We start from the raw sequence: 12,361 nt of genomic DNA, 5'->3' as shown, positions 1-12,361 counted from the left end.
GGTGGCTCGCCAAAGGTTGAGCACCGTACGGTCGAACCGCGCCGCAGGCGTTCGTACTTGTTCGCTCGAATGGGTTCTGGCGGAGCGGGAGGGATTCGAACCCTCGATACGGTTTTGCCGTATACTCACTTTCCAGGCGAGCGCCTTCGACCACTCGGCCACCGCTCCGCATGCACTGGAAGGCTCGTGGCCTTACTGCCTCGCCCGGCGCGGTGCAAGCGGCGGTCGGGCGCTGAACGCCATTGCGCGCTCCGCTCGCGCGTGTCACGCTCGCGGGCATGCTGATGCCGATTTCCGCGCTGTTCGCGCTGCTCGCCCCGCCGGCGACAGTCGCGCCCCAGGACGCCGCCACCGCCGCGGTCGCCGAGGATTGGGCGGTGCTGCCCGATGACGAGCTGCTGGTGATGACGCTCGATGGCGGGCGCCAGGTCTTCATCCGCCTCGCCCCCGGCTATGCCCCGGCGCATGTCGCGAACATCCGCAAGCTTGCTCAGGCGAACTGGTGGGACGGCACCAGCGTCTATCGGGTCCAGGACAATTATGTCGCGCAATGGGGCGATGCGAGCGAGGAGAAGCCGTTGCCGCCCGAAGTGTTGCGGCGGCTGCCGGCGGAATATGACTGGCCCGGCAGCAATCGCGTGACCGAGCTTGCGCGGCCCGATCCCTATGCCGCGGCCACCGGACACAGCGCCGACGGCTGGCCGCTGGGCGGCGACGGCGAGCGCGCGTGGCTCACCCATTGCTACGGAATGGTCGGCGTGGCGCGCAATCTCGCTCCCGACACGGGAGACGGTTCGGCGCTCTACACGGTGATCGGCCATGCGCCGCGCCACCTCGATCGCAACATCGCGCTCGTCGGCCGCGTCATCGAGGGGATGGAGCATCTCTCCAGCCTGCCGCGCGGCACGGGGGAGATGGGAGTCTATCGCACCGAGGGCGAGCGCACGCCGATCCTGTCGGTGCGGCTGGCGAGCCAGCTTCCTGCCGACGAGCGTCCGCGCTTCGCCTATCGCACGACCGACAATCCGCGCTTCGCGGCCTGGGTGCGCTCGCGCGAAAGCCGCACGCCGCCGTTCTTCACCGTGCCGGCGGGCGGCGCCGATATCTGCAATCTGATGCCCGAAACGCGCCGTCTGCGCTGATCGCGGCGGCGCGGGTCAGCTGCCGACCCATTCGGCGACTTCGGCCGCCACCTGATTGGCCGCGCTGTCGAGCGCGTCGGCGACCGGCCGCGCGGCGACCTGCGCGATCGGCACCCGCGCCTCGAACCGGCGCTTCTCGAACGCGGTGGCCGCGTCGCGCATCAGCGATGCGTCATAGACCACCACGGCCTGTTGCGTACGCGCGTCGACGCCGAAGCTGCGAAGCTCGCCGGTCAGCACCGCGCCGGGATCGGTGAGCGACTGGCGCGCGCTCAGCACGACGCGGCCGGTGCGCGCCGCGATCGTGTCGGAAAGCACGCGCGCGAACATCCGCCCCGGCTGCTCCACCCATTGCGCGTCCTTGACATAGGCGAGCGTCGTCGCGGTCGAATGCACCGGGATGCGCGTGGTCGACAGCTCCTGCGGCACGCTGGGCACGGCAATGGTGATCGCGGGCGCGGTTCCCGAACTGCGCGTCTCGCCGATGGGCAGCTCGGCCGCCGGGCGGATCGTCAGCAGCGATGCCGGCGGCTCGGAACCGAATTTGATGCAGGCGGCCAGCGGGAGCAGCGCGGCGGCGGGAAGCAGCTTCTTCATCACGGCTCTCATTCCTCGGGTTCGTAATCGGGAAGACGCTGCGGCGCGATCAGCGATCCGGCGCCGCCCTGTTCGATGCGCTCGGAAATCTCGGCCAGCGCGATCGCGGTGCGGCGCAGGTCCTGGATCAGCTGCCCCGCCTCGGGCACCGTACGCTGCGAGAATGCCTGAACGCCGGGCCGCGCGTCGGCGATGGCGGCATCCAGATTCTCCATGCTCTGCTTGGCGGCGAGCACGGCCTCGTTGAGATTTTCCATCGCCGGCTCGACGCTGGTGTCGACGACGCGCTCGGTGGTGTTCGCCAGCGAACCGATCTCGTCGGCGGCGGCGCCCACCTGCTGCACGGCGTTGCGCATCTCGGCGATCGTCGCCGCCATCTCGGGTCCGCGATCGGCCAGTGCGTCGGTCAGGCGATTGGTGTTGGCGAGGATGCCGGCGATCGAGGCCTGGTTGCGGTCGCCCAGCAGCTCGGTCAGCCGCTCGGTCAGCGTCGAGAGGCGCTCGAGAAGCTGCGGCGCCGAATTGAGGATCGCGCCGAGCCCGCCGGTCTTGGTGGGGATCACCGGCACGCCCAGCGGGCATGCCGCCGCCGCCTCGCTTTCGGGGCAATCGATCGGCGGGGCGCCCTTGATCGCGCCGTCGAGCTGGATCTGGCTCACGCCGGTGAAGCCGATTCCCTCGATGCTCGCCGTAGTACCTTCGAGGATCGGCACATCGGGGTTCACGCTGATGCGCACGCGCACGAACTGCGGATCGGGCGCCCAGAAGGCGATGTTCTTCACCTGTCCGGCCGGCACGCCCGAAAAGGCGACGGGCGAGCCGGGATTGATGCCGTCGATCGCCTGTTTGAAGAAGATGTCATATTCGCGCGAATCGCCGCCGCCCAGCCGCGCGAGCCAGACGATGAACAATGCGAGCACGGCGAGCAGGATCAGCGTGACTGCCCCGACCAGCACATGGTTGGATCGTGTTTCCATCAGTCCCTCACCTGTTCCCCGTCGCGCTCGACCGCTGCGCGCTCGCGACCGCCGCGCGGCCGCGTGGTCCGTTGAAATACTCCTGAATCCACGGATGATCCAACGCGAGGAGTTCGTCGATGGTGCCGACCGCGATCACGCGCTTGTCCGCGAGCACCGCCACGCGGTCGCAGATCGCGTGCAGCGTGTCGAGATCATGGGTGATCAGGAACACGGTGAGCCCCAGCGTGCGCTGAAGCGAGCGCGTCTGTTCGTCGAACGCGGCGGCGCCCACCGGGTCCAGCCCCGCCGTGGGCTCGTCGAGGAACAGCAGCTCGGGATCGAGCGCCAGCGCACGCGCGAGCCCGGCGCGCTTGCGCATGCCGCCGGAGAGCTCGGAGGGATATTTCGGCCCGGCATCGGCGGGAAGCCCGGTCATCACCACCTTATAGGCGGCGATCTCCTGCATCATCGCCGGGTCCATGCCGCGATAGAATTCGCGGATCGGCACCTGGACGTTTTCCGAAACGGTGAGGGTGGAGAAGAGTGCGCCGCCCTGGAATAACACGCCCCAGCGCTTGCGCACTTCCACTTGCTCGGTTGGATCGCTGTCCCGCGTGTCTTCGCCGAACACGCGGATTTCGCCTTCGTCGGGGTTCTGCAGGCCGATGATCGAACGCATCAGCACCGACTTGCCGGTGCCGGACCCGCCGACGATGCCCAGGATCTCGCCGCGATAGACGTCGAGATCGAGATTCTCGTGCACCACCTGGTCGCCGAAGCTGTTGCGCAGGCCGCGCACCGAAATGACCGCTTCCTTGCTCATATCCAGCCGATCTCGCTGAAGAAGATGGCGAAGAAGGCGTCGAGCACGATCACCAGGAAGATCGCCTGGACGACGGCGGCGGTGGTGCGCTTGCCGACCTGCTCGGCGTCGGCCTCGACCAGCATCCCCTGGAAGCAGCCGGCGATCGCGATGATCGCACCGAACACGGGCGCCTTGATCAGCCCCACCCACAGATCGGTGATCGGCACGACTTCGCGGATGCGCTGGACGAAGGTGACCGGCGGGATGTCGAGCGACACCCAGCAGAGCAGGCCGCCCCCGATGATCGCGATCAGCGAGGCGTAGAAGGCGAGCAGCGGCATCATCAGCACCGCCGCCAGCGTGCGCGGCACCACCAGCGCCTCCATCGGCGACACGCCGATGGTGCGCATCGCGTCGACTTCCTCGGTCAGCTTCATCGTGCCGATCTGCGCGGCGAAGGCCGATCCCGAACGGCCGGCGACCATGATCGCGGTCATCAGCACGCCCAGCTCTCGGATCGTGATCCGCCCGACCAGGTTGATCGTGAACACTTCCGCGCCGAACTGGCGCAGCTGCACCGCGCCCTGCTGCGCGATGACGATGCCGATCAGGAAGCTCATCAGCCCGATGATGCCGAGCGCGGAAACGCCGACGACCTCGAACCGGTGGACCGTGGCGTTGAAGCGGAACCGGCGCGGGTGAGTCGCGACGTTCCAGAAGGCGATCACCGTCGCGCCCATGAAGCCGAGCAGGCCCAGCAGCGTCTGCCCCGCGGTCACTACTGCCTCGCCGGTTTCGGCCACGATCCGCGTGAACGGATTGTGGGTGCGGGCGGGCAGCGCCACCGGCTGGTCCGCAGCTTCGCCGACACGCTCGAGCAGCCGCTGCTGATCGGCCGACAGACCCTCGATCGGAATGCCGCGATCGCTCGCGAATTCGTGGATCAACCAGGCGCCGACCGTGTCGATGCGCTCGACCTCCTGGAGGTCGACGCGATCGGCCGCGCCCGTATAGCCGCGCAGCCGGTTCGCCACGTCGCCCAGCCGCGCGAGCGACAAGGCGCCGGTGAAGCGGAGGGTCGTGCCGCCGCCGGTCTCAACTGGCTCGAAATCGGCCGATGCGGTCATGGAAGCCATCCTTGGTGGATTTGTGCTGGATCGGCAAGCGGTGACGCGCCACCCTGTCTCAATGCGGTACCTTGCGATCTACGATATGGACAAGACGATCACGCGCGCCCCCACCTGGACGCGCTTCCTGATTCACGCCGCGCGCTCGCATGCGCCGTGGCGGCTCGGGCTGCTGCCGCTCGCCGGTCTGGCCAGCGTCGGCTATCTGCTGCGGCTGCTCGACAGGGCGGGGCTCAAACAGGCTACTCACCGGCTGCTGATCGGCCGGGCGCTGTCGCCCGAGGCGCTGGAGGGGCTGGGGGACGCCTTCGCCGAGACCGTCGTGGCGCGCGGCGTTCTGGCCGGTGCGCGCAAGCGGATCGCCGCCGATCGCGCCGCCGGTTACCGGCTCGTGCTCGCCACTGCCTCGCATCGTTATTATGCCGCCGCGATCGCCGCGCGGCTCGGGTTCGACGATGTGATCGCCACCGATGCGCGGCGCAATGTGGACGGCCATGTGCTCTCCCTGATCGAAGGGGAGAACTGCTACGGCCCGGCAAAGCTCCGCCTGGTCGAGAAATGGCTCGAAGCGCAGGGCATCGGTCGGGGCGAGGCGCATGTCCGCGCCTATTCGGACCATGTCTCCGATGCGCCGCTGCTCGGCTGGGCCGACGAGCCGTTCGCGGTCAACGCACACGAGCCGCTGCGGCGGCTGGCACGGCAGCGCGGATGGCCCCTGCTCGATTGGCACGGCGGCGCGGATTAGAGCAGTACCTCGAGCGTGTGGATGGCGACGCCGACGAGCCCGCCCACCAGCGTGCCGTTGATCCGGATATACTGAAGGTCGCGGCCGACGCTGTTCTCCAGCCGGCCGGTGATCGTCTCGGCGTCCCAGCTGCGCACCGTGTCGGACACCAGCCGGACGATCGCATCACCATGATCGGCGGTGATGCCCACGGCGCTGCGGCGGACGAAGCGATTGACCGTCGCGCGAAGCCCCGCGTCGCGCTCGAGCGTCTCGCCCAGCTGGCGCAGCGCCGCGCCCAGCTCGCCCTTGAACGCCGCCTCGGGGTTGCGGGCCATCCGCAGCATCGCCGCGCGCGCCGATTCCCACACGCCCATCCACCAGCGGTCGAGCGCCGGATTGTCGAGCAGCTCGGCCTTGAACCGCTCGACCTTCTCCTGGGTCTCGGGATCGAACTGCAGATCGAACGCGAGCCGTGCCATGCCTTCCTCGGCCTTGGCGCGCAGCGGGTGGCGCGGATCCTCGGCCATTTCGGTGATGAGCTTCGCCAGCCCGTCGATGATCGCGTTGGAGAGCCGCTCGTCGAGGCCGGTCCAGCGCAGGATCGTGCCCGCGCGCTGGTGCACCATGTCGCGGATCAGATGCTCGTTGGCCTCCAGCACCCGCGCCGCCCAGCGGATGATCCCGTCGAGCAGCGGCAGGTGCCGGTCCTCGGCCATCGCCGCCTCGAGCGCGCGGCCCAGCAGCGGCGCGACGTTCAGGGTGCGCAGCTGGCCGCCCAGCGCGCGCTTGGTCATCCCGCCCAGCCGGTCCTGGTCGAGCGCCTCGAGCATGTCGGCGAACAGCCGTGCCGCGCCGGCCTGCACGCGGCTGCGCCCGCCGCTCGGATCGGACAGCCAGCGTCCCGCCGCGCCCGCCACGTCCATCCGCGCCATGCGCCGCGCGACCACGCCGGGCGTGAGAAAATTGTCGCGCAGGAACGCGGCGAGGGTGGTCGCGATCCGGTCCTTGTTGCGCGGGATGATCGCCGTGTGCGGGATCGGCAGTCCCAGCGGGTGGCGGAACAGCGCCGTGACGGCGAACCAGTCGGCCAGCCCGCCCACCATCGCCGCCTCGGCAAAGGCGCGGACGAAGCCGACCCAGGGATAGGCCTCGTCGTAGCGCCCGGCGATCAGAAAGGTCGCCGCCATCGCGACCAGCAGGCCGGTGGCGATCCAGCGCATGCGGATCAGGCCGGGGGGCGGGGCCTCGCGGCCTCGGGGCGTTCGGGCGAGCAATGTCATGCCCGCCCAATCCCCGAAGCGGTCGAGAGGTTCACTCGGCGGGCTGCGGCCCGTCTTCTCCCGGGCGATAGTCGATATGGCCGCCCGGGCGATGCTCGATCGCCGTGCCGCTCTCTTCGTCGCCGGGGCGATAGGTCAGCAGCCGCCGCGCCAGCCCCTTGCCCAGCCGCCGCTCGATGCCCACCGCCAGGCTGAAGCTCGCCGGGACGATCAGCAGCGTCAGGATCGTCGACAGGATCAGGCCGCCGATCACGGTGATGCCCATCGGTGCGCGCCACGACGAGTCCCCCGAAAGCGACAGGGCGGTGGGCACCATGCCCGCGACCATCGCGACGGTGGTCATCACGATCGGCTGGGCGCGCTTGTGGCCCGCGTCGAGGATCGCACTGAACTTGTCGACTCCCTTGGCCATTTCCTCGAGCGCGAAGTCGATCAGCAGGATCGAGTTCTTCGCGACGATGCCGAGCAGCATCAGGATGCCGATGAACACCGGCATCGACAGCGGATGCCCGGTGATGAGCAGCGCCACCAGTCCGCCCAGCGGCGCGAGCAGCAGCGATCCCATGTTCACCAGCGGCGACATGAAGCGGCGATACAGCAGCACCAGCACCGCGAAGACCAGGAACACGCCCGAAATCACCGCGACGGTGAAGTTGTTGAGCATTTCCGCCTGCCACTTGGCCGAACCGACCACCAGCTCGTTCACGCCGAGCGGCAGGTCGCGCATCGTCGGCAGCTTGCGGATCTGCTCCATCGCCACGCCGCTCACGATGCCCGGCGCCAGATCGGCGCCGACCACGAGGCGACGCTGCTGGTTGAGCCGCTGGATTCGAGTCGGGCCAGCGCCGAATTCGATATCGGCCACCAGGCTGAGCGGAACCGAGCCGCCGCTCTGGGTCGGCACCGGCAGGTTCTGGATCGTCGAAAGCTGCTCGCGCGCGTCTTCGGACAGGGCGACGCGGATCGGGATCTGCCGATCGCTGAGCGAGAAGCGAGCGCTGTTCTGGTCGATGTCGCCCAGCGTCGCGATGCGGATCGCACTCGAAAGCGCAGCCGTCGTCACGCCCAGGTTCGCCGCCAGGTCGAGCCGCGGCTTGATGACGATCTCGGGCCGCTGCAGATCGCCGGCGATGCGCGGAGCCACCAGCGTGTCGAGCTGCGCCATCTCGCGCACCAGCTTCACGGCGGTTTCGTTCAGCAGCACCGGGTCCTCGCCGCCCAGGGTGATCGTGATGTCGCGGCCGCTGCCGCCCCAGCCCTGCTGCGACTGAAAGCCCACCCGGGCGTCGGCGATCTTGTTCAGCTCGGGCGCGAGGCTGCGCTCGAACTGCGTGCTCGACATCTCGCGATCGTCCTTGAGCATCGCGACCACGCGGCCATTGCCCACATAGGTGCGCGAATAGGTGTTCTCGACCAGCGGATGGTCGCGCAGCAACGCATCGACTCGATTCACCACTGCATCGGTCTGTTCGAGCGTGGTGCCCGGCACCATCTCGATCGTGGCGGTCGAACTGTCGCGGTCCTCCTGCGGCTGAAACGTCATCGGCAGCGCCATGATGCAGGCGACCGTCGCCAGCAGCGCCGCCGCGCCGCCCACCACGGCCGACCAGCGGTGGCGCAGCGTCCAGCGCAGGATCTTCATGTACACGTCCATCATCCGGCCTTCGCCGTGGACGGCGTGGCCGTGCGCCTTCAGGAAATAGGCCGCGATCATCGGCGTGAGCATGCGCGCCACGGCAAGGCTCATCAGCACCGCCGCGACCACCGTCAGGCCGAAATTCTTGAAGAACTGCCCCGAAACGCCGGGCATCAGGCCGACGGGCAGGAACACCGCGACGATCGACATGGTGGTCGCCACCACGGCGACGCCGATCTCGTCGGCGGCGTCGATCGACGCCTGATAGGCCGATTTGCCCATGCGCATGTGGCGCACGATGTTCTCGATCTCCACGATCGCATCGTCGACGAGCACGCCCGCCACCAGGCTGAGCGCGAGCAGCGTCATCTGGTTGAGGGTGAAGCCCAGCATGTCCATGAACCAGAAGGTCGGGATCGCCGACAGCGGGATCGCAAGTGCCGAGATCAGCGTCGCTCGCCAGTCGCGCAGGAACAGGAACACGACGATGACGGCCAGCACCGCGCCTTCGACCAGTGCGGCGATCGCGCTTTCATATTGCTCTTCGGTATATTCGACGCTGTTGAACAGGATCTCGTAGCGCACGTCGGGATTGCGCTCCTCCAGCTCCTGCAGCTTCGCTTCGACCTGCTCGAACACGGCGACGTCCGACGCGCCCTTGGCGCGCGAGATGTCGAATGCGAGCACCTGCTGCCCGTTCCACTCGGCCAGCGAGCGCTGTTCGGCATAAAGGTCGCGGACCTGCGCGATCGAATCGAGCCGCACGGTGCGGCCGCCGCCCACTGCGATCTGGGTCTGCCCGAGGGCGAACGCCGATTGCGCATTGCCCAGCACGCGCACCGATTGTTCGGCGCCCGAAATCTCGGCGCGGCCGCCGGCGGCATCGAGATTTACCTGGCGCAGCTGCTGGTTCACCTGGCTTGCGGTGATGCCCAGCGACTGGAGCTTGGCCGGATCGAGGATCACGCGAATCTCGCGATCGACGCCGCCGATGCGATCCACGCTCGCCAGGCCTTCGATCGACAGCAGTTCCTTGGCGACCGTGTTGTCGACGTACCAGCTCAGATCCTCGATCGTCATGTCGGTGGCGATCGCAGTGAAGCTCGCAAGCTCGTTGTCGGTGGTGTTCACGCGCCCGACCTGCGGCTCGAGGATGCCGTCGGGCAGGTCGCCGCGGATCTGCGACACCGCTTCGCGCACGTCGTTCACCGCCCGGTCGATCGGCGTGCCGATGTCGAGCTGCACGATCGTCTGCGAATTGCCTTCGGTGATCGTCGATTCGATCTGGTCGATACCGGGCAGGCTGCGCACCGCCGCCTCGACGCGCTGGGTGATCTGGGTTTCGAGCTCGCTCGGCGCGGCGCCGGGCTGGCTGATCGACACCCACACGACCGGGAAGTCGATGTCCGGCTCGTTGTTCACGTCCATGCGCGCGAAGCTGACGATGCCCGCCAGGGTCAGAGCGAAGAAGAGGACGAGCGGCGGAACCGGGTTGCGGATCGCCCAGGCCGAGATGTTGCGGAAGTTCATTCTGGCGCCTGCAGGGTCGTGAGGTTGGGGATCACGCGCTGCCCCTCGTTGAGGAAGGCGCCGGCGGAAAGGACGACGCGTTCGGTGCCGCTCAGGCCGCCGGTGATCGCGACGCCCTCGTCCGAAACTTCGCCCGTGGTCACCGGCCGGCGCACCGCCTGGTCGTTCTCGTTGAGAATATAGACATAGTTGCCGCTCGCGTCGCTCTGGATGGCCGACTGCGGCAGCAGCGGCGCCACGGTGGCGCCCGCGACGATCCGCGCGGTCGCGAAGCCGCCGGGGCGCAGCGCCGGATCATAGGAAAGCGCGATGCGGGCGATGCCCTGGCGGGTCTGCGGATCGATGACGGGCGACACCTGCCACACTTCGCCGGCAAACTCCTCCTCGATGCCCACCGGCGACACGCGGGCGGGCGCGCCGACGTTCAGCCGGTGCAGATCCTCTTCGGAAAGCTGGGCGCGCATCTCCATCTGGCCGCCCATCGCGACGCGGAACAGCGTGCCGCTGCCGGGGCTCACGATCTGGCCCGGCTCGACGTCGCGCGACAGCACCAGGCCCGCGGCAGGCGCGCGGATGTCGAGCCGGCGATTGCGCGCGCGCGCTTCCTGAAGCTGCGCCTGCGCGACGTTGACGCGCGCACGCGCCGCGTCGCGAGTCGCGGTCTTGCGCTCCAGATCGGCCTGCGAAATGAATCCGCGGCCGACGAGCTGCTGCGCCCGGTCGAGTTCGGACTGGGCGAGTTCTGCGTCGGCCTGCGCCACGCGCACCTGCGCCTCGAGCGAGTCGATCGTCTGCTCCTGTACCGAACGGTCGACGGTCGCGAGCACTTCGCCCTCGCGGACCCAGTCGCCCGGCTCGACGAGCACGCGAGTCACCCGGCCGCCTTCGCCGGCGACGCCCACCGGCATCTCGCGGCGCGCGGCGAGCGAACCGGTGCCCGAAACGATCCGCTGAATCGTCTGGCGCCCCGGAACGGCGACGGTGATCGTCGGCATCTGCCCCTCGTTGCCGCCAGCCGCTGCGCCCGGCGCTCCGGCCTTCTCGGCCGTTTCGCCCGAACCGCTGCCAAACGCGAGAAAGGCGACGATGAGGATTGCGATCGCCGCGATGCCACCGAGGATCCACCAGCGGCGCGAACGGCGCCGCTCCTCGCCCGGAAGTGCCGCGCGCTCGTCTTCACCGAACATCTTCGCCTCGTAATTCATCTGCGCATATCTCTGCTCGGCCCCGCGGGGCACGCCATCGAAACGCTGTATTAGAAGAATAAGTCACCGACCGCAACGGTCGTTTGTCGCAATGGTCGGCGCTTGCCCGCGACCGCGGTTTTTCGCAAGTCCTGGGATCGTTTCCGCCAAGAAACGGTTGCATCCCGGGCGTCATCGCGCGACGCTCGGCCGCGGCTCGCGGGAACGGGCCGCAACGGGAGGAACCCATGGAAGAACGCACTCTGATCGGCTGGCTTCTGATCGGCCTCGTCGCCGGCGTCCTCGGCAAGCTCATCATGCCGGGCAAGGATCCGGGCGGCATCATCGTCACGATCCTGATCGGCATCGCCGGTGCGCTGCTCGCCGGCTTCATCGCGCGGTCGATGGGTCTGGCGCTCGACAGCGGCTGGGAAAACTATGCCGCCGCCACGGTGGGCGCGATCATCCTTCTCGCGCTCTATCGCCTGGTGATGGCCCGCCGCGCTTAATCGGCGCGACAGGCGCTCGCGTCCATGGTCCCGCGTGCGGTTCGTCCCGCCCGCGGGACCTTCGCTATTCGGGAGACAGACAATGCGTAGCCTATTGATGGTTTCGGCCGGCGTCGCGATGCTCGGGCTGACGGCGCCCGCCGCGGCGCAGAACATGCCCGCGCCGATGCACATGATGCCGCACGACGGCACGCTGCTGACGGTAGTGGCCGAGGGGCGCACGACGCGCACTCCGGATCTCGCCACGATCCGCGCAGGCGTGACGACCCAGGCCGCCACCGCGGCCGAGGCGCTCGCCCAGAACAGTGCGCGCATGGAGCGGGTACTCGCCGCGCTCCGCCGGGCCGGAGTTGCCGAGCGCGACATCCAGACGGCGAGCATCCAGCTCAACCCGCAATATCGCTATCAGGAGAATGAGCCGCCGGTCATCACCGGCTATCAGGCGGTGAACATGGTCTCGGTGCGCTTCCGCGACGTCGCGAAGAGCGGATCGATCCTCGACGTGCTGGTGCGCGAGGGCGCGAACAACATCAACGGGCCCAGCCTCTCGCTCGACGATCCGGCCGCCGCGCTCGACGAGGCGCGCCGCGACGCGGTTGCCCGCGCCGCCGCCCGCGCGCAGCTCTATGCCAGCGCCGCCGGCCTGTCGGTCGACCGCATCGTCTCGATCTCGGAAACGATGGAGGGAGCGGGGCCGCAGCCGCCGATGATGGTCTCCGCCCGCGCGCAGAGCGAATCGGCCGATACCGCGATCGTGCCGGGCGAGCAGGACGTTACCGTCACGCTCACCTTCCGCTTCCTGCTGAAGTGAAACGAGAAAGGGGCCGCCCGGCGGGCGACCCCTTTTTTCTGTTCCGCCGGAGCG

The 12,361-nt window shown here is 68.7% G+C and carries 11 protein-coding genes and 1 tRNA gene; 4 read left to right on the top strand and 8 right to left on the bottom strand.

Annotation, left to right across the window (positions count from 1 at the left end):
- Positions 1 to 77 precede the first annotated feature (77 nt).
- Positions 78 to 168 (bottom strand) — tRNA-Ser (locus H7V21_RS08465).
- Between the two features lie 74 nt (positions 169 to 242).
- Here H7V21_RS08465 and H7V21_RS08460 point away from each other — a divergent pair.
- The gene (locus H7V21_RS08460) at positions 243 to 1,142 is read left to right on the top strand and encodes a peptidylprolyl isomerase (protein ID WP_316714636.1); all 900 of its coding nucleotides are present in this window, start codon (positions 243 to 245) and stop codon (positions 1,140 to 1,142) included.
- A gap of 15 nt (positions 1,143 to 1,157) precedes the next feature.
- Here the strand turns inward: H7V21_RS08460 and H7V21_RS08455 are convergent, their stop codons facing one another.
- Genes H7V21_RS08455 through H7V21_RS08440 form a run of 4 tightly spaced genes read right to left on the bottom strand, consistent with a single transcriptional unit; the run spans position 1,158 to position 4,630 of the window.
- A complete protein-coding gene (locus H7V21_RS08455; RefSeq protein WP_188053091.1) occupies positions 1,158 to 1,739 on the bottom strand; it encodes an ABC-type transport auxiliary lipoprotein family protein in 582 nt (193 codons plus the stop codon).
- Positions 1,740 to 1,747: 8 nt separating this feature from the next.
- The gene (locus H7V21_RS08450; protein ID WP_188053090.1) at positions 1,748 to 2,716 is read right to left on the bottom strand and encodes an MlaD family protein; all 969 of its coding nucleotides are present in this window, start codon (positions 2,714 to 2,716) and stop codon (positions 1,748 to 1,750) included.
- 7 nt (positions 2,717 to 2,723) lie between these two features.
- Positions 2,724 to 3,521 (bottom strand): ABC transporter ATP-binding protein, encoded by a 798-nt coding sequence (locus H7V21_RS08445; protein WP_188053089.1) that lies wholly within the window; start codon positions 3,519 to 3,521, stop codon positions 2,724 to 2,726.
- Entirely contained in the window at positions 3,518 to 4,630 is a 1,113-nt protein-coding gene (locus H7V21_RS08440; protein WP_188053088.1) for an ABC transporter permease, read from the bottom strand. The genes H7V21_RS08445 and H7V21_RS08440 overlap by 4 nt, the downstream gene beginning before the upstream one ends.
- Positions 4,631 to 4,691: 61 nt before the next feature.
- Between H7V21_RS08440 and H7V21_RS08435 the strand changes: the two genes are divergently transcribed.
- On the top strand, positions 4,692 to 5,375 hold the full coding sequence (locus H7V21_RS08435; RefSeq protein WP_188053087.1) for an HAD family hydrolase: 684 nt from the start codon (positions 4,692 to 4,694) through the stop codon (positions 5,373 to 5,375).
- Here the strand turns inward: H7V21_RS08435 and H7V21_RS08430 are convergent.
- Genes H7V21_RS08430 through H7V21_RS08420 form a run of 3 tightly spaced genes read right to left on the bottom strand, consistent with a single transcriptional unit; the run spans position 5,372 to position 11,008 of the window.
- Positions 5,372 to 6,637, bottom strand: coding sequence for a DUF445 domain-containing protein (locus H7V21_RS08430; RefSeq protein WP_188053086.1), 1,266 nt, complete (start codon positions 6,635 to 6,637; stop codon positions 5,372 to 5,374). The genes H7V21_RS08435 and H7V21_RS08430 overlap by 4 nt on opposite strands.
- 31 nt (positions 6,638 to 6,668) lie before the next feature.
- Entirely contained in the window at positions 6,669 to 9,803 is a 3,135-nt protein-coding gene (locus H7V21_RS08425; protein WP_188053085.1) for an efflux RND transporter permease subunit, read from the bottom strand.
- Positions 9,800 to 11,008, bottom strand: a complete 1,209-nt coding sequence (locus H7V21_RS08420) for an efflux RND transporter periplasmic adaptor subunit (protein ID WP_188053084.1) — start codon at positions 11,006 to 11,008, stop codon at positions 9,800 to 9,802. The genes H7V21_RS08425 and H7V21_RS08420 overlap by 4 nt, the downstream gene beginning before the upstream one ends.
- 227 nt (positions 11,009 to 11,235) lie before the next feature.
- Between H7V21_RS08420 and H7V21_RS08415 the strand changes: the two genes are divergently transcribed.
- On the top strand, positions 11,236 to 11,496 hold the full coding sequence (locus H7V21_RS08415; RefSeq protein WP_188053083.1) for a GlsB/YeaQ/YmgE family stress response membrane protein: 261 nt from the start codon (positions 11,236 to 11,238) through the stop codon (positions 11,494 to 11,496).
- A gap of 82 nt (positions 11,497 to 11,578) precedes the next feature.
- Positions 11,579 to 12,307 carry an SIMPL domain-containing protein gene (locus H7V21_RS08410; RefSeq protein WP_188053082.1) on the top strand — a complete coding sequence of 243 codons (729 nt, stop codon included), beginning with the start codon at positions 11,579 to 11,581 and terminating at the stop codon, positions 12,305 to 12,307.
- The last annotated feature ends 54 nt before the right edge of the window (positions 12,308 to 12,361 follow it).

This window comes from Sphingosinithalassobacter sp. CS137 (assembly GCF_014334115.1).
Lineage (GTDB): Bacteria > Pseudomonadota > Alphaproteobacteria > Sphingomonadales > Sphingomonadaceae > Sphingomonas.
Note: the sequence above shows the minus strand (reverse complement) of the source record. Positions and strands in the feature narration are given on the sequence as shown.

Excerpts from the sequence above, each read along its gene's own strand:
- H7V21_RS08455 (WP_188053091.1), bottom strand. The coding sequence starts at position 1,739 with ATGAAGAAGCTGCTTCCCGCCGCCGCGCTGCTCCCGCTGGCCGCCTGC.
- H7V21_RS08450 (WP_188053090.1), bottom strand. The coding sequence starts at position 2,716 with ATGGAAACACGATCCAACCATGTGCTGGTCGGGGCAGTCACGCTGATC.
- H7V21_RS08445 (WP_188053089.1), bottom strand. The coding sequence starts at position 3,521 with ATGAGCAAGGAAGCGGTCATTTCGGTGCGCGGCCTGCGCAACAGCTTC.
- H7V21_RS08440 (WP_188053088.1), bottom strand. The coding sequence starts at position 4,630 with ATGACCGCATCGGCCGATTTCGAGCCAGTTGAGACCGGCGGCGGCACG.
- H7V21_RS08435 (WP_188053087.1), top strand. The coding sequence starts at position 4,692 with ATGCGGTACCTTGCGATCTACGATATGGACAAGACGATCACGCGCGCC.
- H7V21_RS08430 (WP_188053086.1), bottom strand. The coding sequence starts at position 6,637 with ATGACATTGCTCGCCCGAACGCCCCGAGGCCGCGAGGCCCCGCCCCCC.
- H7V21_RS08425 (WP_188053085.1), bottom strand. The coding sequence starts at position 9,803 with ATGAACTTCCGCAACATCTCGGCCTGGGCGATCCGCAACCCGGTTCCG.
- H7V21_RS08420 (WP_188053084.1), bottom strand. The coding sequence starts at position 11,008 with ATGAATTACGAGGCGAAGATGTTCGGTGAAGACGAGCGCGCGGCACTT.
- H7V21_RS08415 (WP_188053083.1), top strand. The coding sequence starts at position 11,236 with ATGGAAGAACGCACTCTGATCGGCTGGCTTCTGATCGGCCTCGTCGCC.
- H7V21_RS08410 (WP_188053082.1), top strand. The coding sequence starts at position 11,579 with ATGCGTAGCCTATTGATGGTTTCGGCCGGCGTCGCGATGCTCGGGCTG.